The sequence below is a fragment of the Entomomonas moraniae genome (assembly GCF_003991975.1).
Lineage (GTDB): Bacteria > Pseudomonadota > Gammaproteobacteria > Pseudomonadales > Pseudomonadaceae > Entomomonas > Entomomonas moraniae.
On sequence record NZ_CP029822.1, the window covers coordinates 833,108 to 854,522 of the forward strand.

Below are 21,415 nucleotides of genomic sequence, written 5' to 3' on the forward strand. Positions count from 1 at the left end.
TATCTATTCCTTTTTATAAGTTTAAATCAGCTAGCCGAAGACATAAATGTAATAATCATTACAGCTATTAATACTAAAGCACCACATGCCAGAGATAGCGCATACCAACGTAGGCGACCAGTTTCTGTCAGGGTCATTAATTTATTACCACCACGTATCACCAATGGAATTAAACCAATAGCTTTATCACAAGGGTCTTTGACTAGCAATTTGGTAATAAATAAGTAAGGTTGTACGAATAATTTATCGTAAATCCAATCAAATCCCCAACCATTTAGCCATAAACAGCTAAGTAAGCGGCCAACTGTAGATTCCGCTACGCTATTCACAAAGGCACGTTTGCCAAGGAATAGTAATGCCGCTAACAGAATCCCAGCAATACCAATACAAGCAGAAACCATTTCAAGCGTATGCTTACCTGTTATTGCGTGTTCAGGAGAAGTAAAAGCTGCACCTAATGGTGGTGTAATTAAAGCCCCAATACCGGTTGATAAAATAATCAATACAATCAATGGTAATGCATGAGCAATGCCTTTACCTGCATGAGCATGATCTGCATGTTCCGTTGCAGGTTTACCATGGAATACGATAAAGATTAAACGGAAGGTATAGAGTGATGTCATAAAGGCACCAGCTAATCCAGCTACCAGCAGTCCAGGGTGATCAGCCGCCATGACTTCCCATAAAATTTCATCTTTAGAGTAGAATCCTGCGGTTATGAAGGGTAGGGCACTTAATGCTGCGCCACCTGCAATAAAGCCTGCATAGGCAAGAGGAAGTTTTTTCCATAAGCCGCCCATTTTGAAAATATTTTGTTCATGGTGGCAAGAAATAATGACCGAGCCTGCTGATAAGAACAATAATGCTTTAAAGAACGCATGGGTCATTAAATGGAAAATAGCCGCATTCCATGCACAAACACTGGTAGCTAAGAACATATAACCTAGTTGGCTCATGGTAGAGTAAGCAAGAATACGTTTTATATCAGTTTGTACAAGTGCTGCAAAACCTGCCAATGTTAGAGTGATCGCACCAATAATACCTACAATTTCTAAGGTAAAGGTAGCAGGGAAGAATAAGAAATTCAAGCGAACTAATAAATAAACACCGGCAGTTACCATGGTTGCCGCATGGATTAATGCAGAAACAGGGGTTGGGCCCGCCATTGCATCAGCTAACCAAGTTTGTAATGGGACTTGAGCTGATTTACCAACGGCACCACCAAATAAGAATAAGGTTGCCGCTGTTAAATAAGGTTCACCCAATTTAGCTAAAATAGTTTGAGTCATCTCAGGCTTAGCCATTTCGCTAATACTTAAAGAAAGAAGCTCAGGAACTCGCCAAAGAATAATAAACATACCGATAGCCATCAACACATCACCAATACGTGTGACGATGAAAGCTTTTAATGCGGCGGCACCATTTTTTGGTTCAGTGTAATAGAAACCAATCAATAAATAGCTACATAAACCAACACCTTCCCATCCAAAGTAAAGGAAAAGTATGTCGTCGCCCAAGACAAGGATAACCATACAAGCAACGAAAAGGTTCATATAAGCGAAGAAGCGAGAGTAGCCTTCTTCACCTCTCATATACCATGAAGCAAAAAGATGGATAAAGAAGCCAACACCTGTAACAACACAGAGCATAGTAACGGCTAAGCCGTCAATATGGAAACTTAATTTAGGATCAAATAGAACCTTCCCTGCATTGTTGGGATCATTAACAGTAATCCACGACCAGAGTGGTGCAGTATACTCTGTTAAGCCACTGTTTAAGAAACTATAGCTAACCCATGCAGCAGAAAGCGCTGCTAAACCAATAGCTCCAACGCCAATAATGGCAGAAACTTTCTCACACAAACGCCCTCTTGAAAAAGCTAATATTAAAAAGCCAAGAAGAGGGAAGCCAACGGTTAAATATATTAGGTTCATCCGCGCATCTCACTTGCTGCATCAATGTCAAGGGTATGGAAACGACGATAAAGTTGTAACAGTAGAGCTAAACCAATTGCTGCTTCCGCTGCGGCGAGGGCAATGATCATGATATACATGATTTGGCCATCGGCAGCATGAACGAGTAAATGTTTACCATGAACAACCTTATCAACGAGTACAGGAGTATGGGCACTTCCTGCCACAATAAAAGCCAATGCAGCAGAGTTCATCATAATTTCAAGACTCATTAAGATAAAGAGTAAATCACGACGTATGAGCAAACCTATTAGGCCTAAGCAAAATAGGATGGCCGAAACAATTAGACCGTGCTCAAGAGGGATGCTTTCAAACATAATTTTAATCCTTCGCTTCTTGGCGCCCAATATGATAAGCAGTGACCAACGCGGCTAGTAGTAACAATGAAGCCAGTTCAACTGCTAGTAAATAAGTGCTAAATAAAGATAAACCTACTTCTACAGGGCTAACTGTAATATTGCCAATCGTTAAACCAGTATCACCTACAAAAATAACAAAGAGGAATTCTATCAACAGTACAGATGAGAGTAATGTTGGACCAACCCATGTTTTTGGTGATAACCATTGTAGTTCTTGGTTAACAGTTTGTGTTCCTAGGTTTAGCATCATCACAACGAAAATGAAGAGTACCATGATGGCACCTGCATAAACGATTATTTCTAGAGCTCCTGCAAAAGGAGCGCCAAGGCTAAAGAAGCACATTGAAATAGCTAATAAAGAAACTATTAAGTATAAAAGTGCGTGCACTGGTCGACTATTAGTAATCACTAACAGTGTTGCAATAATCGCAATTGCGGATGAAAGGTAAAAACAAAATGCTGCCATAATCTGTGTCCTTCAAGGTAAAAGACTTTTTACATCAATAGGTTCAGCTTCATTCTTTGCTGCACCTTTGGGTTTGTCTTTAATCGCTTTACCTGAAAAGTTAAAAAAAGAATAATTATGATATTTTCCAGGTCCCGAAATTAATAAGTCTTCTTTGTCATAAACCATGTCTTGGCGTTTGAATTCAGCCAGCTCAAAATCAGGTGTTAGCTGAATTGCTGTAGTAGGGCACGCCTCTTCACACATTCCACAGAAAACACAACGTGAAAAGTTAATACGGAAAAATTCAGGGTACCAACGACCATCTTCACGCTCTGCCTTTTGTAAAGAAATACAACCGACTGGGCAGGCAACTGCACAAAGGTTACATGCGACACAGCGTTCTTCACCTAGCTGACCTTCTGGTGCAGGTTCACGTGTTAAAACGATTCTGCCACGGTAACGAGGAGGGAGATAAACCTCCTGTTCAGGATAGTTAATCGTATCACGCTTACGAAAAGCGTGGCCAAAAATCATAACGATACTTCTTAGTTGTGTATAAGCACCGTGAATAACATGCCATATATATTTCATAACAGTCTCTCTTATGCCCCTTGCGCCAATAACACAAAAAAGCCAGTTACTAATAAGTTAATTAAGGAAAGAGGTAAACAAAACTTCCAACCAAATAACATCACTTGATCGTAACGTGGTCTAGGTAATGCTGCACGGATAAGGATAAACATCATTACAAAGAATAAAGTTTTAAGAACAAACCATACTATTCCGGGTAGAACAGGGCCATGCCAACCACCAAAGAAAAGCACAGTAATTAACGATGAAATCAATACGATCCCAACATATTCACCCACGAAAAACATACCCCATTTCAATCCAGAGTACTCAATATGATATCCATCTGCTAAGTCTTGTTCTGCCTCGGGTTGGTCAAAAGGAAAGCGGTGAGTAACGGCTACCCCAGCAATACAAAATAAGCAAAAGCCAAAAAACTGTGGCACAACAAACCATAACCCTCGTTGTGCGTTTACAATATCATTCATATTAAATGAACCTGCTTGTAAAACGACACCCATCAATGCAAGACCTAAAAACACCTCATAAGAAACGGTTTGTGCTGAGGCACGTACAGCACCTAATAATGCAAATTTATTATTACTTGACCAACCTCCAAAAAGTACTGCATAGACTGCAATACCTGCCATAGCCAAGAAGAATAATAAGCCAATGCTGGTATGGCTAGCCACTCCCCAATTAGGGGTAATAGGTACAATAGAAAAAGCTATCAGTAGTGTGCAAATAGAAATAAGCGGAGCAATGGTAAAGATTAGTTTATCGGCAAAAGGAGGAATCCAGTCTTCTTTAAAAAACATCTTTATCATGTCAGCAGCTAATTGTAAGCAACCAAAAGGGCCTACACGGTTAGGGCCATAACGATCTTGCCATAATCCAAGTAACCGGCGCTCAATCCAACTAAGTAGTGCTGCAAATACGAACACAACTAACATGATAACAATAGCTTTAATAGAAGCTAAAAGAATTGCTATGATCATGTCATAAGTTGATGCTTCCATATTATTGTGCCTCCTTCTGTAATGTTGTTACATTAGGGATATATTGACCAAATAAATAATTAGGTGAACAAACAATACCCACAGGTAAGCCGATAGCGCCTTTTGCTAAACCTGCATTCAAGCACACAGATACAGCCATTTCTTTATTGTTGATAGTCAGTTTAATGAGATCATCTTGTTTTAGATCTAGCACTACAGCATCTTCATTATTTAAAGCAATATAAGGTTTGGCTATGCGTTCTTTTATTGGTTCGGCTTTAGAGGTCATTTCATCAGAACCAAATAAATGGTAAAGAGGAACGATACAATAGCCTTCTTTGTTGTCAGTTTGAGCAGTATACCAAGGTAAAAGTTCATTTTTATTTGTTAGTAGACGAATACCAGGATCCCCTGCACGCAATGGTCCGCCTACTTCACTTTGGAACTTGTTCCACGCTTGTGGTGAGTTCCAACCGGGTGCCCATGCAAATGAAATTTGCTGACGCTCAGCCGATGTACCTGCATAACCCTCCATTGAATAAGTAAATGCAGTATCTTGATCTTGAGGAGCTCTAGGTTCATGAACATTCTTATTGGCTAACATTGACGTGCGCCCACTGTAACGATGTGGCTCACGTGCTAGTTTTTGACCTTTAATACGGAACGAGGCATCAGGAGCTGCTTCTTTAATCCCCGCTAAAATAGGGAAGTGAGAGGCACAATCAGTCGTTACATGGTCTAACAATGTCCAATCAATAGCTTTATTTTCTATTGTGCTATGGATTGCATGCATCCAACGCCAACTTTCTTTAACGCAGTTGTCAGCATTGTAGTAAGTTGGATCAAATACTTGGAAGAATCGTTGTGCACGCCCTTCTTGACTGATGACTGTTCCATCACCTTCTGCAAAAGAAGAGGCAGAAAGGAGTAAGTCTGCTTTAGCCGTTGTATCTGTAATTTGGTGATCAATAACCAGTACTGATTTTGCTTGTTCTAATAAGTTGTCAACCTGTTTAGCATCAGCACGACGGTAAAGGTCATTTTCTAAAATAACCACAACATCGACCAATTGATCAGAAATGGCATTAAATCCATCTTCTAATGATTTATTGGCCATTAAGGCTAAACCAACGCTATTCACTTCAGGGAAAACAAAGCTTAGTGAAGCTTCTTTTTGTTGAAGTTTTAGTGCATTAGCAATATTAGCGGTTGCTTCTAATAACGCTTTAGAACCTAATGAGCAGCCAGAAATAAGTAGTGGCTTTTTAGCAGCTAATAATGCTTGTGCAATATGTTTTGCTCTATCTTTTAATTCGGCTGTAATGTTATTAACCGCAGGAGCTGAAGCATCTAGCTCATGCGCAACGGCGCAAGCAAGTTTTATTAGCTCGTTAGGTGTCGATTGAATAGATGTTTCTGCAATATCATCTAGTCGTGTATTGGCTACACTAGCAATAAATAACGGGTATTTAGCATTTTGCCCAATATTTTTTACGGCTGCTGCAAGCCAAGGTTGAACGCCGAATTTTTCAGACATTTCAACTGCTTTGCCTTTAACGGCTTGACGTACTGCCAATGCAAGACGAGCAGAGGTCTGTGTTAAGTCTTCACCCAAAATGAAGATAGCATCATGTTTTTCTATTTCAGTTATGGTTGGGGTCGGTAATGGGCCTTCTTGCATTATTTTGATTGCAAGGTTAATGCATTCTAATTCTTTGGCAGCAATACCTGTTGAAAAATTATCATAGCCTACTAATTGGCTTAAAGCATAGTTACTTTCTAAGCTCGCACGTGGCGAACCAATCCCTAATACTTTTTGATTTTTTAATAGGTCAGCAGCTTGATCCAATGCTTGATCAATGGTTAGCAGTTTTTGCTGTTTAACCAAGACTGGTTGTAAAGGACGATCTTTTAAGTTGGTATAACCGTATCCGAAACGACCACGATCGCAAAGGAAATAGCGATTGACTTCACCATTATAGCGATTTTCAATGCGTCTTATTTCGCCATAGCGCTCACCCGCCGAAGTGTTACAACCTGAGGCACAGCCTTGGCAAATACTAGGTGCAAATTGCATGTCCCACTTACGGGTGTAGTGGTCAGAGTGGGTTTTATCTGTAAATACACCAGTAGGGCAAACTTCTGTTAAGTTGCCTGAAAACTCACTTTCTAAACAACCATCTTCAACGCGACCAAAGTAAACATGATTATGTGCGCCAAATACGCCTAAATCTTTACCATCAGCGTAATCGTTATAGTAACGAACACAACGATAGCAGGCGATACAGCGGTTCATCTCATGGTTAATGAATGGACCTAAGTACTGGTTGTGGTGAGTACGTTTGTTGAAGCGATAGCGACGTTTGCTATGGCCTGTCATGACTGTCATATCTTGTAAATGACAGTGACCGCCTTCTTCACAAACAGGGCAATCATGAGGGTGGTTTGTCATTAACCACTCGATGACACTTTCACGGAATTTTTTGGCTTCTTCATCTTCAATTGAGATAATTGTACCTTCCGTTACCGGTGTCATGCATGACATGACTAAACGACCTGCTTTATCATCAGCATCTTTATATTGTTTAATAGTGCAAGCACGACATGAGCCTACACTACCTAAGGCAGGATGCCAACAAAAGTAGGGGATATCAAGCCCAAGAGATAAACAAGCTTGTAAAAGATTGTCTGCTCCGTTAACTTCGTATTCTTTACCGTCTACATGGATAATGGCCATGGTTCTTATTTCTTCATCATTTGCTCACCAAGGTGAGACTGGCTTAATGGAAAAATTATTTTTACTATTTTATATTAAATATTGAATAGTAATCGTTTTATAATATGGGTAATTGCTGTACTGCAATTCCTGCATCAAACTCACTTCTAAAGTACTTAATCGCTGTTGCGAGTGGTTCAGATGCGCCCGGTGCGTGTGCACAGAAACTGAGTCCTGGACCTATTTGACGAGCTAGTTCGTCAAGTAACTTAACATCATCAGCTTCGCCTTGTTTCTTTTTGAGGGCTGCTAATATTTTCACTGTCCAAGGTAAACCATCACGACAAGGTGCACACCATCCACATGACTCACGAGCAAAGAAGATTTCCATATTGTGTAATAGGGAAACCATGTCGATCGTGTCATCTACTGCCATTGCGAGCCCAGTACCCATGCGCGTACCGACTTTAGCAATACCACCGGAGTACATTTGTGCAGTCAAGTGTTCGGGAAGTAAAAAGCCTGTTCCAGCTCCGCCGGGTTGCCATGCTTTTAACTTATAGCCATCTCTCATGCCACCTGCATAGTCTTCTAATAATTCTTTAGCAGTGATACCAAGAGGGACTTCCCAAATTCCTGGGTTATTTACTTTACCAGAAAACCCCATTAATTTGGTACCCATATCTTCACTACCTTCTTTTGCCAGTGATTTGTACCATTCAACACCACGCTCAATAATAGCAGGAACATTACAAAGTGTTTCTACGTTGTTTACACAGCTTGGTTTTCCCCATGCGCCAACTGTTGCAGGGAAGGGCGGTTTTGAACGTGGGTTTGCGCGGCGACCTTCTAGTGAGTTAATAAGTGCGGTTTCTTCCCCACAAATATAGCGCCCGGCACCGGTATGAACAAAAAGCTCAAAATCAAAGCCACTACCAAAGATATTTTTACCTAATAGTCCTGCTTGTTTGGCTTCTTCTATGGCTTTATTCAGATTAGTGGCTGCATCAACATATTCGCCACGTAAGAAGATATAGCCACGATAAGCTTTTAATGCATAAGCAGCAATAATCATCCCTTCAATTAAAAGATGAGGTTCTTGCTCCATGAGGAGTCTGTCTTTCCAAGTATTTGGCTCCATTTCATCCGCATTACAAAGTAAATAACGAATGTTAAGTGTCTCATCTTTGGGCATTAAGCCCCATTTGACACCTGTTGGGAAACCAGCACCACCGCGTCCTTTAAGACCAGAATCTTTAACTTGTTGAACTACATCATCTTTTGATAAAGAAGTGAGTGCTTTACGCGCTGCCTCGTACCCTTTTTTCTGCTGATACTCATCTAACCAAATGGCTTCACCATCTTCTCTTAGACGCCATGTTAAGGGGTGTGTTTCGTAACTACGAGCGGAAGTATTAATAGGCCCGATGGAGGTTAATTTTCTCATTTATAAGCCTCCAAAATTTCACTGACTGTTTCAGCGGTTAAATTACCATACGTATCATCATCAACCATCATAGCAGGTGCTTTATCACAATTACCTAAACAACAAACAGGTAATAAGGTATAGCGTTTATCCTCAGAGGTCTGCCCAAGGTCTGCATTGATTTTCTTTTTTATAGATTCTAATACGGGATCATGTCCTGCCATGAAGCATACCATACTATCACACACACGAATAACGTGTCTGCCTACTTCTTGACGGAAAATTTGGCTATAGAATGTAGCAACACCTTCAACGTCTGCAGCACTGATACCAATGATATTAGCAATATAGCTGATGGCTTCATCAGGTACCCAACCATGGTGCTTTTGAACCATTTTTAATGCTTCAATGGAGGCAGAGCGAGAGTCTTCATAATGGTGCATTTCGTGCTCAATTGCCGCTTTCAAAGCGTCTGTTGGCTCAAAAGGCTTAGTCGGTTTACGGTCTGTTTGAATTATTTGATCTTTCATTGTTAACGGTCCACGTCTGCCATAACAAAGTCAATACTACCTAAATAAGCAATAAGGTCTGAAACTAAACTACCACGAATAACCGATGGTATTTGTTGCAGATGAGCAAAGCTTGGCGTTCTAATGCGTGTACGATAGCTCATCGTGCTACCATCACTGGTTAGGTAGTAGCTATTAATACCCTTGGTCGCTTCAATCATTTGGAATGACTCATTATGTGGCATTACAGGCCCCCACGATACTTGTAAAAAGTGGGTGATGAGTGTTTCGATATGTTGTAGTGTGCGCTCTTTAGGTGGTGGTGTTGTTAAAGGATGATCTGCTTTATAGGGACCAGAAGGCATATTCTTTAAGCATTGAGTGATGATTTTAGTACTTTCACGCATCTCTTCAACTTTTACCATCATACGGTCATAGACATCACCGTTATGTGCTAGAGGAACTTCAAACTCAAAGTTTTCGTAACCTGAGTAGGGGCGTGCTTTTCGTACGTCAAAATCAAAGCCTGTTGCGCGTAGCCCTGCACCAGTGATACCCCATTCAAGCGCTTCTTTGGTGTTATATTGTGCAACACCTTTGGTACGGCCAATGGTTATACTGTTAGATAAGCAAGCTTTTTGGTATTCATCAAGGCGTTTAGGGAACCACTCAATAAAGGTTTGTACTAATCGATCCCAACCATTAGGTAAGTCATGTGCTACACCACCAATACGGAACCATGCGGGGTGCATACGAAAGCCTGTAATGGCTTCAACAACATCATAAGCTTTTTGGCGATCAGTAAAGGTATAGAATACAGGTGACATGGCACCAATATCTTGTACCATTGTTCCTAAGAATAGCAGGTGGTTTAAGATTCGGAAGAATTCTGCCATCATGATTCGTATACAATTGACACGATCAGGTACGGTAATTCCAGCTAGTTTTTCTACAGCAAGTACGTAGGGGAGGTTATTCATAACCCCACCAAGGTAGTCGATGCGGTCTGTGTAAGGAATATAGCTATGCCAAGATTGACGCTCAGCCATTTTCTCAGCACCACGATGGTGGTAACCAATTTCGGGAACACAGTCTAAAATATTTTCGCCATCAAGCTGTAAAACTAAACGGAAGGCACCATGGGCAGAGGGATGGTTAGGTCCAACGTTTAGGAACATGTAGTCATAGTTTTCGTCATGTGTTGTCATTCCCCAATCTTCAGGTTTGAAACGCATGGCTTCTTGTTCGCGGATTTGTTTGGCTACTGTTAGTTGGAATGGTTCTTGTTCCGTTGCACGGGCTGGATAGTCTTTACGAAGAGGGTGTCCTTCCCAAGTAGGTGGAAGTAACATTCTAAATAAGCGGGGATGACCTTTAAAATGGATACCATATAAGTCATAAACTTCACGCTCATACCAGTTTGCATTAGGCCATATAGGTATCAGTGTTGGTATATTTAAATCGCCATCAAATAAAGGAACTTTAATAATAATATCACTATTACGTTCCATGGATATGAGATGGTAAAAAACCGTAAAGTCTGCTTCAGGTTGTCCTTCACGATGTGTTTTTAGGCGCTCATCAATCCCGTGTAAGTCATATAGCATGACATAAGGGCGAGGTGACTCGCGTAGAAAACGCATCACTTCCATCAGGCGTTCACGCGTTACCCATACAATAGGGCAACCTACCTTGGTTTGGGGTTGAATCGTTAGCGCTTGATCACCAAAGCGAGTGATTAACTCGGCTACAACTTCTTGGTCATCGGCCTTATAAGGCGGTACGGTCATCGCCATTTTTAGTGTCATAGTTTCAGCCACTTAATAGTCTAAATCACAGTTAATAATAAATTTTATACTTGGTCAGGCGTTCTAAGTTCTTTAACTTTAATGCGTTTTTCTCTTAGTTTTACTTTTTGAGGTGTCATCTCTGCACGATAAACACCTTGGTCACCAACTACCCACGATAGCGGTCTACGTTCCTCAGCAATTGTGTCTTGTAATAATAGTAATGCTTGTAAAAAAGCTTCAGGGCGAGGAGGACAGCCAGCAACATAAACGTCAACAGGTAAGAATTTATCTACACCTTGTACAACAGAGTAAATATCATACATGCCACCTGAGTTAGCACAAGAACCCATGCAAATGACCCATTTAGGTTCAAGCATTTGTTCATAAAGTTCTTGAATAACGGGTGCCATTTTAACAAAGCAAGTTCCAGCAATCACCATAAAATCTGCCTGACGTGGTGATGCACGGATAACCTCAGCACCAAACCTTGCGATGTCATGGACTGCTGTGAATGCTGTGGTCATTTCCACATAACAACAGGAAATACCAAAGTTATAAGGCCATAATGAGTTTTTACGCCCCCAATTTACTACTTTGTTTAGAACATTGTCTAGCTTACCCATGAAAATCCCTTTATTGGCAAGATCTTCTGACATGTCGTCAACAATAGTTCTTTCGCCAATAGGGTAGGTATCATTTGTAGCATTAGGATCAATGCGAGTCAGTGTATATTTCATTGAGGGTACTCTTATTTATTCAGTTTATTTTTGTGATCTTGTGGTGCCCAGTTAAGAACTCCTAAGCGCATAATGTATACAAGACCAGCTAATAAAATAAGGGCAAAAACAGTTGCTTCTATAAAACTAGCCCAACCAAAACCTAATAAGCCGGCATCCTTTAAAGAGACTGCCCAAGCAAATAAAAATAGTGCTTCAACATCAAAAATCACAAATAACATGGCTACAAGATAAAACTTAGCCGAAAATCTAATTTTTGTTGTACCGGTTGGAAGTTGGCCTGCTTCAAATGGTGTATTTTTATTTCGGCCAAAAGCCCTACCACCTAGTATAGAAGCTAACGCAACGACGAAACCTACGAGAGCGATAACAGCAAATATATAAACAGCAAAGCCTAGATTCTGAGAAAGTGTTGTCACGGTTGTTTCAGGCATAAAACTGTCCACCTCTTCCTTTATAATAATGTTGATTAAGATAGGTAGTTTTTTAAAAAGTTCAATTATAAACTATCTTTACTAATTTTTAACTGATTATTCTAAGTCCGATTTGCCATTAAGTAAAATCATTTAGCAAAACTTTTTGATTTTATGAGATATTTTTAATACTTTCTTTATTAAAAAACAGCAACAACTCTATATTTATGTATTCCATGTAATGTTAGAGATATTTTGATTTGTTATTTTTAGCCATGTGTTTTCTTGATCATCTTCTGTTTCAGTCCAGCCATTAGGCGCACAACGAATTTCTACATGAAGGTTTTTATTAGCATCAAGGGCGCATTGGAGATCATCTGCCCATGGTAAGTACTCACTAGCGAGGTAAAGACAGTGCCAACTGCCAACAGCTTTTTCATACCAAGTGATCTCAATATCTTTTTTATGGGTCTCACACTTAAATATTTTATTTTTTTGTTGCCATGGCGTACATTCACCTAAATTGCTGGTTAACCATGGCGTGATTTTTGAAAGGTCGCAGTCTTTTAAATAGATCTCAATATCTGTTTGTTTCATTATTTGGACTCAAATAAATTTAAAATAATCATAACGTACCGACACGGTAACGGTTAAGTCATTCTCAATGACTTTTTGTCTTTTTTCAGCGCTAGCACGCCAGCCGTGGGGCGTCATTGCCAATAAGTTTTTACGGTCCTTTACTTCGGTGAGCGTTAATTTAAAGCTTAGGTAATCTGTAAAGTTGAGCGTCAACTCACTGGGCAGTTGTAATAGGTGTTTATCGTCTTGGTAAGGGCGAACCTCATCATAAAGCATTTCTCTTAGCTCTATTAGATGCTCTTTGGTAGGCCCTAGCCGTAGAATACCCCCTTGCTTATTGAGTATGCGCATTGCTTCTTGCCAGTTGAAGGGGCTAAAAATAGTGGCAATTAAGTCACTTTGTTGATCGGCTATAGGTATGCGCGCCATGCTGGCTACAAGCCAATGAAGGTGTTTATTAAGTTTACAAGCTTGCTTGACTGCATCACGTGAAATATCAAGCGCATAACCCTGTGATTGGGGGAGTGCCTCGGCAATTTTTTGCGTGTAATACCCTTCACCACAACCAACATCTAGCCAGTTTGCTGGGTGTTGTTGTTGGACTAGTGTGGCAAAGCGCTCCGCTAGTGGAGCATAGTGGCCTGCTGATAAAAACTCTCGACGGGCGAGAACCATTTCTAAGTTATCACCCGGTGCGCGGCTATTTTTATGCTGGACAGGTAGTAGATTTAAATAACCTTGTTTAGCTTTGTCAAAGGTATGGTAGTTGACACACTTGACACTCTTGTCTTCATCGGTGAGAGGTGCATTACAGAGAGGACATATTAACATAGTAATAAATTATTCCGCTAAGAGTCGCTCTAAAGTTTGGTAGTAAATTTCAGTCAGTAAGTTGAGGTCTTCTGCATTGACATGCTCATCGACTTGGTGAATAGTTTCGTTGATAGGCCCTAATTCAACCACCTGACAGTTAAGCGTTGCAATAAATCGTCCATCGGATGTTCCACCACTAGTGGAGGGCTCCGTAGTAATTCCCGTTACTGCTTGAATACTTTCACCAATGGCCGCTAAAAGTTGTCCCGGTTCAGTGAGAAAGGGTAGTCCAGATAAAGACCAATCAATATGCCAATCAAGTTGATGCTTATTGAGAATATTGGCAACACGCTGCTTTAAGTCTTCTACTGTGGATTTCGTTGAAAAACGGAAGTTGAAATCAGCATGAAGTTCCCCAGGAATAACATTATTGGCACCTGTGCCTGACTGTATATTAGAGATTTGAAAACTGGTGGGAGGGAAAAAATCATTGCCATGATCCCAAAGCGTGTTAGCTAATTCTGTAATGGCAGGAGATGCGAGAAAAATAGGGTTTTTAGCATTTTGTGGGTAGGCTACATGCCCTTGTTTACCCTTTATGGTTAACTTACCATTAAGAGAACCCCTGCGGCCGTTTTTAACCATATCTCCCAACTTATTGACACTGGAGGGCTCTCCAACAATACACCAATCAATGGTGTCATTGCGTTTTGCTAATGTTTCAACAACGGCACGTGTCCCGTGGGTTGCTATGCCTTCTTCATCGCTTGTAATAAGAAAGCTAATCGTTCCTTTATGGTTTGGGTATTTGTTTATGAAGCGCTCTGTTGCAACGATCATCGCCGCTAGGCTGCCTTTCATGTCGGCAGCACCACGACCATAAAGCATTCCGTTATCATCAATATAAGGTTGAAATGGGTCGTGTTTCCATTTATCAGGTGAACCTACAGGTACAACATCAGTATGGCCTGCAAAGCAAAAAACAGGGCCTTGTGTACCATGGGTTGCCCAAAAGTTTTTTACATCTTCAAATGGCATGTCTTCAATCGAGAATCCCAATGTCTTTAAACGTTCTATCATCAGTTGTTGGCAGCCTTCATCTTTAGGTGTGATGGAGGGGCGGCTTATCAAATCAAAAGCCAGGGCCAGAGTAGATGAAAGTGATGACATTAATAACTCCTTAATATTGCTATGATTGAGTAGAAGGTTCTTGGGTATCTGGTGTTCCATTATGAACAGTCACGCTTCTTCTTGGAACACCAAGATCAAGCCCATTTTTGTCCAGATAACGTTTTAATCTTAAATTGAATGTACGAGAGATTTCGAACTGTTTAAGGGGAGCCGTTTTAAAACGTGCACGTAACACAGCGTTACCTGAATCAAAGCTTTCAACGCCTTGTATCTCTATAGGTGACCAAATATCACGTTGTAGTATTGGGTCAAGACGCATTTCATTAGCGACACTTCGTACAGCTTTAACTGCATCGTCGATTCCCATGCTATGGGCAATCGGGATTCTAAAAATAGCAAAGCCTAGTTCACGAGAATAGTTTTTTACGGTTTTAATGACGCTAAAAGGGACGATATGAACAATACCATCAATATCGCGTAAGCTAACAGTACGGATGGTAATTGCCTCAACCGTTCCTTTATGGTCACCTACATCAACATAATCGCCGATTGCTAATGAGTCTTCAACAATAATAAATAAGCCTGTAATAAGGTCTGACACCAATGATTGTGCTCCAAAACCAATAGCCAAACCGATAACCCCAGCACCGGCTAAAAGAGGGGTAACGTTCATCCCTAAATTAGCTAAGGCAACAATAGTGGCAATTACCAAAATAATGCAAAGTGCAGTGTTGCGAATGAGAGGCATCATCGTAAGTGCACGGGTGCTTGGGCCGTTTCTTCCTACTCCTGTGAGGGCACGATAAATAGCAGTATCTACTAAAATCCAGACCAAGCGAGTCGTCAGTATTGTAAGCATAACGGTAATAACAATAATAGTAATATTATGTCCTGCACCTTGCTCAAACAAGAATATAGAAGAATTCCATACCCGTAATGCTAGATCAATAAAAATAACCCAAACTGCGAGGTTTAAGAGGGTGTAACCAAAGCGAGTTAGACGTAAAAAATATAAACCGTTGTGATTACGTTTAGCTCGTTGTTGTAACTTAGTTGATTGTTTTTGTATCAACCCCGTTAATACGAGAGCAACAATTAATAAAGCAGCACATAATAATGCCCTATGTAATGCAGAAGTGGGGTCTCCTGACAATATGGTTGCAATGAGAGACGCTGTCACAAGCATTAGTACGGGAATATGCCATACGGCACTTAAAAAACGTAAAAAGTCATACGAGCTTTTTCTTTTTTTACGATATGCAAAAGAGCGATTACGAATTAGATGAGCTATTGGGCGTCGGAATGTAATAACAAACCAGCCAGCCAGTAGTGCAGCAGTTAAATTGTTAAATGTTGATAGCGTTAGACTTAGATTACCACCAAGTAAACCGATGATTTTGTAATTAGAGAGAGCATCGCCTAAAGAAGCAAAGAATCCAATAGAAAATAAAGGCCTAAATGCACGTCTACGTAAGGTTCGTAGTGCCCCCCAACGATGATCGCCGCTGAGTAGTGATAAGGAAATAAAGCAAAGTGCAGAAAATATTCCTCCCCCCATAATGGCATAGGTCATTAATAGTGCAATACCTTTACCAAGTGGAGATGTCGTAGGTAGTATATTCGAGGTATAAAGTGTAATAAAGAATGCTACAACCCAAGGAAGTAACTTCTCAAGTGCATAAAGTAAGAATTCCCACGTAGTAGGACTATTGGAGAGTGATAGAGGGAGTTTATAATGTAAGTTGATACGCCTTATTAACCATAACAGTACTCTAGCGATGAGGTACCAAATAATGATAATAATAGAAAAACTATAGAGTAGGGTTGAGAACTCTGAAAGAGATGGAGCAAGTAACTGTAACTCCAAATAGGCAAGTTGTACTCTATCTTTCCAAAAGTTTATTGGGGTTTGACCATTTAAATCATGGCTTAAAAAGTCAAAGAGTTCAGTAAAATCAGTTAAAACACCATTTTCCTCATCTTTCTTATCTTTTTCTGCTGCTACCTTTAGGCTTTCACGAAGGTCCTTTAAATTAACTAATAGATCCTGACGTTGACGGTTGTTTTCAAGAGTTTTTATGAGCGCATCAAGCGACTGTACAAGTTCAGTATTACTGACTTTAGGTTCTTGTTCAGTAGAGGATGAACCTTTTAATAAATTAGGTAATGCAGCATAGCTAGGCGTTATCAATAGATGACTAATAAAAATGATAAATAAGAGTTTATAAATTTTTTTCATACTAAATCTGTTAATAAATTGACTACGCATAGCAGCAATTATACCTTTAAATTGATGGCATATTAGTTTGTAGTGCTTGTAACTTCAATTGTGATGCTACATGGCCTTGTTGTGCTCCTTGCCCATACCAATAAAGAGCCTTTTTTATATCAGGTTTAACACCATCACCCATTTCATATAGTTGTCCTAAATTATATTGGCTGAAGGCATCCCCTTGTTTGGCCGCCTTTTGATACCACTGTAAGGCTTTTTCTTTATCAGGAGTAACGCCTTTTCCATCGCGGTACATGCCAGCAATATAGGATTGTGCTTTTGCATCCCCTTGATTCGCTGCTCGTTCATACCAGTAAGCTGCTTTTTTAAAATCAGGGGTAAACGCTTTATCTTGTTCATAGATTGAAGCCAACACAATTTCTGCATCTAGAAAATTTTGTAACGCTGCTTTTTCTAGCCAGTAAATACCTTGTGTTTTATTAATTATCCCAGGTTTATCTGTGTAAGTTACCCCTATATAGTATTGAGCATTTTTATCACTTGCTATAGCCGCTCTTAAAAACCAATAGTCTGCTATTTCTTCATTTTTATTGCCTGAATATAGAGTGGCAAGTAAATACTGTGCCTCTGTATTATTTTTTATTGCTTGTTCTAATAAAAAGTCAGCGATTTGATTAAAACTTTGCTGTTGCTGATTAAGTAAAATAAGGCTGCGAGGTTCTGTTGTTCTTTTGTGCCAATAAACTGCATCTTTTGGAGAGGCTTTAATACCATCACCATACTGATAGATCGCGATAAGTGCATATTGAGCAAGTAGATAATTTTGTTCGGCAGCTTTTTGGTACCATGATAAAGCAGTTATTTTGTTTTGCTTAACGCTCTTAGCTTGTTGATACATTATACCTAATGTATATTGTGCAACAGGGTTACCTTTTGAAGCTTGTTGTTTTACATAAGAGAAATTATTTGCCCATATGTTAACACTAGCAATATAAAGCAAAAAAGGAATAAGGTAGTTGTAAAACCGCGGCATCTAGGTACTCATCTATTATCTTATGACCAGAGTTCGCTATTGTAACAGCTATTATAATAAGATCATCTGTTATATTAAGTTTTTATATAAAAGAGTATTAGGATCTGATTGGAAATAAGAAGGGAGAGGTTTAGAGAAAATACTTAATAATTACGTGGTAATAAAAACCACGTAATTAAAAAAGGCAGGACTATATTATTTGAATATTTGAAGCCTGTGGACCTTTAGCACCTTGGGTAGCGGTAAAAGAAACACGCTGACCTTCAGTCAAAGTTTTGAAACCGCCGCTTTGGATTTCTGAGTAGTGAGCAAATAAGTCTTTACCACCATCTTCTGGAGTGATAAATCCGTAACCTTTGGTTTCGTTGAACCATTTTACAATGCCGGTTTGCATCTTTTCTTTCCTATAAAACTAAAAAAATAATAGGGGAGTTACCCCACAACACGAGGGCGAAATCAAGACTGAGAGTGATTATTCAAAATAGTTATAGACAAAGAATATACTACTAGACGACAAACACAACCTTAAAACCGCTTGTGACTACTATGAGTGATAATATGAAAAATAGCAAATGGTTTTTATACTATTTATATATTAAGTTATAAGTATAGCTTATAAAAAATCCAAACATTTTTGTCAATTCAATATATTTTGACTGAAACCTTGTTGTTATACAACGTATTAGGTTATATGTTTTTTATAATCATGTGCGTACTATAGTTTTAAAACAGATTTTTTACTTCGTTTTTTGTTACACTAAGCCAGAAGAATCCATTTAAATACAATTATTTTTTTTAAAGAATAATGATAATGAGCGAAAATTAATTACCGACGAGGTATCTACTATGTCTTTTGATTATGATCTTTTTGTCATTGGCGCAGGGTCTGGTGGGGTGAGAGCCGCCCGTTTTGCAGCGAGTTATGGCGCTAAAGTAGCGGTAGCTGAAGAGCGTTATTTGGGAGGGACGTGTGTTAATGTTGGTTGTGTTCCTAAAAAACTATTCGTTTATGCTTCACAGTTTCATGAGGAATTTAATCTAGCTAAAGGATTTGGCTGGCATCTAGGAGATATAGGGTTTAATTGGCAGACATTAGTAGAAAATAAAAACAAAGAGATTGCTCGTTTAAATGGAATTTATAAAAAACTACTGACTAATAGCGGTGTTACCCTGTGTGAAGGACATGCTATAATAGTCAATGCCCATACCGTAATGGTTGATGGTAAAAGTTATACTGCAAAAAATATCTTAATTGCTGTGGGGGGCTGGCCTCAAATTCCTGACATAAAGGGTAGGGAACATGCAATTACTTCCAATGAGGCCTTTTATCTAAAAGAACTTCCTAAGCGTTGTACTATTGTGGGGGGCGGTTATATTGCGGTTGAGTTTGCTTCTATTTTTAATGGATTAGGTGTTGAGACGACATTAGTATATCGAGGTGAGTTGTTCTTAAGAGGATTTGATGATGATGTTCGTAACCATCTAGCTGAAGAGCTGACCAAAAAAGGGATCAAACTAAAATTTAATACAGATATTGTGCAGATAGATAAACAATCGAGTGGCACATTAGTAACAACCTTTAATAATAGTGAAGTGGATGAAACAGATTTAGTTTTTTATGCCACAGGGCGGCATCCAAAACTAGATAATTTAGGGTTGGAAAACACCAAGATCGTTTTAAATAGCAAAGGGTTTATTGATGTTGATAAATACTATGAAACAGCAGAACCAGGTGTTTTTGCTATTGGTGATGTGGTTGGACAGATACAGTTAACACCGGTAGCACTTGCTCAAGGCATGGCGGTAGCACGTTATCTTTTCAAACCAGAAGATTATCGAGCCCTTGATTTAACTCAAGTAGCAACTGCGATGTTTAGTTTACCTAATGTGGCAACCGTTGGATTAACTGAGCAACAGGCTATTGAAAAAGGCTATGATGTTCAGATCTTTGATGAAAGTTTTAGAGCATTAAAACTAACATTGACGGATTGTACCGAAAAAATGTATATGAAACTTATTGTGGATAAAACCTCCGATAAAGTATTAGGTTGCCATATGGTGGGAGAGGGTGCTGGTGAGTTAATACAATGTTTGGCCATTGCTTTGAAAGCGGGTGCTACTAAAAAAGTTTTTGATGAAACAATAGGTGTTCACCCTACCGCTGCAGAAGAGTTTGTTACGATGAGGACCCCTAGAGATTAATTGATGTTTGGTGAAGTCTTCTAGAAGACTTCACTTTTAATGTGCATTATCATCATAACTAAACGTTGGAATTTGCCAACTGTATTTAATAGCTAATAATCTTAATAAGAAGCCAGAACATAAGCAAATTAATGTCGCCGTGCTATCATTTATTTGAAAATGTAATAATGCTAAGTAAGCAATGCCTGTACAAAGGGAAACGCTGGCGTAAAGCTCCTTTTGGAAAACTAGAGGAACTTGGTTGCAAAGCACATCACGTAACACCCCACCAGAAACGCCTGTGAGCATACCTGCAACCAGTACAATAATTGTAGGGCAGTTGATTTCTCTTGCAATCGTGCAGCCGATGAGCGTGAATGCGACCAATCCTAAACTGTCTAAAATTAAAAAAATAGTTTTTAAGTAGTGTAGCCACCGTGCAATAAAGGTTGTGACTAATGCAGCACAAATAGTGTAGTATAAATATTCAGGGTGTTTTACCCAGCCTAATGGATAATGGCCTAAAATAACATCGCGCACAGTTCCACCGCCTAAGGCTGTTACGCAAGCAATGGTTGTAACGCCAAATAAATCCATACGCTGCTTTCCTGCGGAAAGCGAACCAGTTACTGCTTCAGCGGTAATAGCAATCAAGTAAATAATGTGTAATAACATGGATGAAATCTCAAACAACAGTCAAGCAGAACAGTTTAACCAATGTAAACAGTTTCTGAGCCGCTCCCGCTGTCCTTTTGCCTGAGAGTTTAGCAGCTTTGCTGCGTGCCCCTTCGGCGGATCAATTAAGATCTCTCTCCAGATCGGCTTGTTATTCAGATGCAGTTATTATTATCTTTAGATAAGGCCTGAGCGATTATGGGAGTATGCGCCTTCGGCGGGAGTTGAAGTTCCACTCTCCTACACCTAGTAAGTAACAGATTATATAGAATAAGAAAAATAAATGTAAGCCAATAAGTGTATAAACGATTATTTTAATTCGTTAATAATGGAGTAAGCTCACCCACCTTTTCATACACAGGATTAACGCCGTCATCAATACGGTAAACAACTGTTTTTGTTGTTAAATTAATTAATGCCGTTATATTTTTGATGCCATATCCTAAACCACTGACTGCCCATGTCAAATTGTCACCATTAAAGGGAATAATAACTCTATAAAGGAAACCCAGCTCATTGTAATTGACTTGTGGTATAAGTTCCATGCAGTTATTGGAGAAGTCAAAGTATCCACTGCTATCGACTATAGCTTGTTGGTCATTACATGACGTAAGTAAAAAAACGGGGGCACCAATGAATGGCTCTTCATCAACGGATATAATGCCATCTAACTTAGGCGTGCCATAGTAAATATGCATTTTCTTATCAGCGGATTGATGATTACAACCTGCAAGAAAAATAGATAAAAGTAAAAGATAATATTTCATAGCCTATGGACTAAATAATGGGATGTTATCATTTAGTTTAACAGATTATAAATAAATGGTGCGT

Annotated in this window: 20 protein-coding genes and 2 riboswitches; of the genes, 1 reads left to right on the forward strand and 19 read right to left on the reverse strand. The window is 39.4% G+C overall.

The window, feature by feature from the left end; translation table 11 throughout:
- Positions 1 to 26 precede the first annotated feature (26 nt).
- The 17 genes from nuoL to DM558_RS04070 form a co-directional block, all read right to left on the reverse strand.
- Positions 27 to 1,934, reverse strand: a complete 1,908-nt coding sequence (gene nuoL, locus DM558_RS03990; RefSeq protein WP_109702590.1) for an NADH-quinone oxidoreductase subunit L — start codon at positions 1,932 to 1,934, stop codon at positions 27 to 29.
- On the reverse strand, positions 1,931 to 2,290 hold the full coding sequence (gene nuoK, locus DM558_RS03995; protein ID WP_109702591.1) for an NADH-quinone oxidoreductase subunit NuoK: 360 nt from the start codon (positions 2,288 to 2,290) through the stop codon (positions 1,931 to 1,933). Before nuoK ends, nuoL begins: the two co-directional genes overlap by 4 nt.
- A 4-nt stretch (positions 2,291 to 2,294) precedes the next feature.
- Positions 2,295 to 2,798, reverse strand: a complete 504-nt coding sequence (gene nuoJ, locus DM558_RS04000) for an NADH-quinone oxidoreductase subunit J (RefSeq protein WP_109702592.1) — start codon at positions 2,796 to 2,798, stop codon at positions 2,295 to 2,297.
- 12 nt (positions 2,799 to 2,810) lie between these two features.
- Entirely contained in the window at positions 2,811 to 3,371 is a 561-nt protein-coding gene (gene nuoI / locus DM558_RS04005) for an NADH-quinone oxidoreductase subunit NuoI (RefSeq protein WP_109702593.1), read from the reverse strand.
- Positions 3,372 to 3,382: 11 nt separating this feature from the next.
- Positions 3,383 to 4,348: an NADH-quinone oxidoreductase subunit NuoH gene (gene nuoH, locus DM558_RS04010; protein WP_407644303.1), complete on the reverse strand. Its 966-nt coding sequence runs from the start codon at positions 4,346 to 4,348 to the stop codon at positions 3,383 to 3,385.
- 22 nt (positions 4,349 to 4,370) lie between these two features.
- A complete protein-coding gene (gene nuoG, locus DM558_RS04015) occupies positions 4,371 to 7,085 on the reverse strand; it encodes an NADH-quinone oxidoreductase subunit NuoG (RefSeq protein ID WP_127162161.1) in 2,715 nt (904 codons plus the stop codon).
- Positions 7,086 to 7,182: 97 nt separating this feature from the next.
- The gene (nuoF, locus tag DM558_RS04020) at positions 7,183 to 8,511 is read right to left on the reverse strand and encodes an NADH-quinone oxidoreductase subunit NuoF (RefSeq protein WP_127162162.1); all 1,329 of its coding nucleotides are present in this window, start codon (positions 8,509 to 8,511) and stop codon (positions 7,183 to 7,185) included.
- Positions 8,508 to 9,020 (reverse strand): NADH-quinone oxidoreductase subunit NuoE, encoded by a 513-nt coding sequence (nuoE, locus tag DM558_RS04025; protein WP_109702597.1) that lies wholly within the window; start codon positions 9,018 to 9,020, stop codon positions 8,508 to 8,510. Before nuoE ends, nuoF begins: the two co-directional genes overlap by 4 nt.
- Positions 9,021 to 9,022: 2 nt before the next feature.
- Positions 9,023 to 10,807, reverse strand: coding sequence for an NADH-quinone oxidoreductase subunit C/D (nuoC, locus tag DM558_RS04030; RefSeq protein WP_127162163.1), 1,785 nt, complete (start codon positions 10,805 to 10,807; stop codon positions 9,023 to 9,025).
- A 44-nt stretch (positions 10,808 to 10,851) separates the two neighbouring features.
- Positions 10,852 to 11,526: a NuoB/complex I 20 kDa subunit family protein gene (locus tag DM558_RS04035; protein ID WP_109702599.1), complete on the reverse strand. Its 675-nt coding sequence runs from the start codon at positions 11,524 to 11,526 to the stop codon at positions 10,852 to 10,854.
- Between the two features lie 11 nt (positions 11,527 to 11,537).
- Positions 11,538 to 11,960, reverse strand: coding sequence for an NADH-quinone oxidoreductase subunit A (gene ndhC, locus DM558_RS04040; RefSeq protein WP_109702600.1), 423 nt, complete (start codon positions 11,958 to 11,960; stop codon positions 11,538 to 11,540).
- 204 nt (positions 11,961 to 12,164) lie between these two features.
- A complete protein-coding gene (locus DM558_RS04045; RefSeq protein ID WP_127162164.1) occupies positions 12,165 to 12,536 on the reverse strand; it encodes a hypothetical protein in 372 nt (123 codons plus the stop codon).
- A 9-nt stretch (positions 12,537 to 12,545) separates the two neighbouring features.
- Positions 12,546 to 13,349: a putative RNA methyltransferase gene (locus DM558_RS04050; RefSeq protein ID WP_127162165.1), complete on the reverse strand. Its 804-nt coding sequence runs from the start codon at positions 13,347 to 13,349 to the stop codon at positions 12,546 to 12,548.
- Positions 13,350 to 13,358: 9 nt separating this feature from the next.
- On the reverse strand, positions 13,359 to 14,501 hold the full coding sequence (dapE, locus tag DM558_RS04055; protein ID WP_109702603.1) for a succinyl-diaminopimelate desuccinylase: 1,143 nt from the start codon (positions 14,499 to 14,501) through the stop codon (positions 13,359 to 13,361).
- Positions 14,502 to 14,520: 19 nt separating this feature from the next.
- Positions 14,521 to 16,701, reverse strand: a complete 2,181-nt coding sequence (locus DM558_RS04060; protein ID WP_127162166.1) for a mechanosensitive ion channel family protein — start codon at positions 16,699 to 16,701, stop codon at positions 14,521 to 14,523.
- A 46-nt stretch (positions 16,702 to 16,747) separates the two neighbouring features.
- A complete protein-coding gene (locus DM558_RS04065; RefSeq protein WP_127162167.1) occupies positions 16,748 to 17,728 on the reverse strand; it encodes an SEL1-like repeat protein in 981 nt (326 codons plus the stop codon).
- A gap of 190 nt (positions 17,729 to 17,918) precedes the next feature.
- Complete coding sequence (locus tag DM558_RS04070) at positions 17,919 to 18,122, reverse strand: cold-shock protein (protein WP_109702605.1); 204 nt, start codon at positions 18,120 to 18,122, stop codon at positions 17,919 to 17,921.
- A gap of 452 nt (positions 18,123 to 18,574) precedes the next feature.
- Between DM558_RS04070 and gorA the strand changes: the two genes are divergently transcribed.
- On the forward strand, positions 18,575 to 19,930 hold the full coding sequence (gene gorA, locus DM558_RS04075) for a glutathione-disulfide reductase (RefSeq protein ID WP_127162168.1): 1,356 nt from the start codon (positions 18,575 to 18,577) through the stop codon (positions 19,928 to 19,930).
- Positions 19,931 to 19,966: 36 nt separating this feature from the next.
- On the opposite strand, the gene DM558_RS04080 is transcribed toward gorA, so the two are convergent.
- Together DM558_RS04080 and DM558_RS04085 are read right to left on the reverse strand one after the other, a co-directional pair.
- Positions 19,967 to 20,584 carry a trimeric intracellular cation channel family protein gene (locus DM558_RS04080; protein ID WP_127162169.1) on the reverse strand — a complete coding sequence of 206 codons (618 nt, stop codon included), beginning with the start codon at positions 20,582 to 20,584 and terminating at the stop codon, positions 19,967 to 19,969.
- A gap of 61 nt (positions 20,585 to 20,645) precedes the next feature.
- Positions 20,646 to 20,736, reverse strand: a riboswitch (glycine riboswitch).
- Positions 20,737 to 20,837: riboswitch (glycine riboswitch) on the reverse strand.
- Between the two features lie 61 nt (positions 20,838 to 20,898).
- Complete coding sequence (locus DM558_RS04085; RefSeq protein WP_127162170.1) at positions 20,899 to 21,351, reverse strand: hypothetical protein; 453 nt, start codon at positions 21,349 to 21,351, stop codon at positions 20,899 to 20,901.
- Between the last annotated feature and the right edge of the window lie 64 nt (positions 21,352 to 21,415).

Excerpts from the sequence above, each read along its gene's own strand:
- DM558_RS04060 (WP_127162166.1), bottom strand. The coding sequence starts at position 16,701 with ATGAAAAAAATTTATAAACTCTTATTTATCATTTTTATTAGTCATCTA.
- dapE (WP_109702603.1), bottom strand. The coding sequence starts at position 14,501 with ATGTCATCACTTTCATCTACTCTGGCCCTGGCTTTTGATTTGATAAGC.
- nuoK (WP_109702591.1), bottom strand. The coding sequence starts at position 2,290 with ATGTTTGAAAGCATCCCTCTTGAGCACGGTCTAATTGTTTCGGCCATC.
- DM558_RS04085 (WP_127162170.1), bottom strand. The coding sequence starts at position 21,351 with ATGAAATATTATCTTTTACTTTTATCTATTTTTCTTGCAGGTTGTAAT.
- DM558_RS04045 (WP_127162164.1), bottom strand. The coding sequence starts at position 12,536 with ATGAAACAAACAGATATTGAGATCTATTTAAAAGACTGCGACCTTTCA.
- nuoF (WP_127162162.1), bottom strand. The coding sequence starts at position 8,511 with ATGAGAAAATTAACCTCCATCGGGCCTATTAATACTTCCGCTCGTAGT.
- nuoH (WP_407644303.1), bottom strand. The coding sequence starts at position 4,348 with ATGATCATAGCAATTCTTTTAGCTTCTATTAAAGCTATTGTTATCATG.
- DM558_RS04035 (WP_109702599.1), bottom strand. The coding sequence starts at position 11,526 with ATGAAATATACACTGACTCGCATTGATCCTAATGCTACAAATGATACC.
- nuoL (WP_109702590.1), bottom strand. The coding sequence starts at position 1,934 with ATGAACCTAATATATTTAACCGTTGGCTTCCCTCTTCTTGGCTTTTTA.
- nuoG (WP_127162161.1), bottom strand. The coding sequence starts at position 7,085 with ATGGCCATTATCCATGTAGACGGTAAAGAATACGAAGTTAACGGAGCA.
- nuoI (WP_109702593.1), bottom strand. The coding sequence starts at position 3,371 with ATGAAATATATATGGCATGTTATTCACGGTGCTTATACACAACTAAGA.
- gorA (WP_127162168.1), top strand. The coding sequence starts at position 18,575 with ATGTCTTTTGATTATGATCTTTTTGTCATTGGCGCAGGGTCTGGTGGG.
- DM558_RS04050 (WP_127162165.1), bottom strand. The coding sequence starts at position 13,349 with ATGTTAATATGTCCTCTCTGTAATGCACCTCTCACCGATGAAGACAAG.
- DM558_RS04070 (WP_109702605.1), bottom strand. The coding sequence starts at position 18,122 with ATGCAAACCGGCATTGTAAAATGGTTCAACGAAACCAAAGGTTACGGA.
- nuoE (WP_109702597.1), bottom strand. The coding sequence starts at position 9,020 with ATGAAAGATCAAATAATTCAAACAGACCGTAAACCGACTAAGCCTTTT.
- nuoJ (WP_109702592.1), bottom strand. The coding sequence starts at position 2,798 with ATGGCAGCATTTTGTTTTTACCTTTCATCCGCAATTGCGATTATTGCA.
- DM558_RS04065 (WP_127162167.1), bottom strand. The coding sequence starts at position 17,728 with ATGCCGCGGTTTTACAACTACCTTATTCCTTTTTTGCTTTATATTGCT.
- ndhC (WP_109702600.1), bottom strand. The coding sequence starts at position 11,960 with ATGCCTGAAACAACCGTGACAACACTTTCTCAGAATCTAGGCTTTGCT.
- DM558_RS04080 (WP_127162169.1), bottom strand. The coding sequence starts at position 20,584 with ATGTTATTACACATTATTTACTTGATTGCTATTACCGCTGAAGCAGTA.
- nuoC (WP_127162163.1), bottom strand. The coding sequence starts at position 10,807 with ATGACACTAAAAATGGCGATGACCGTACCGCCTTATAAGGCCGATGAC.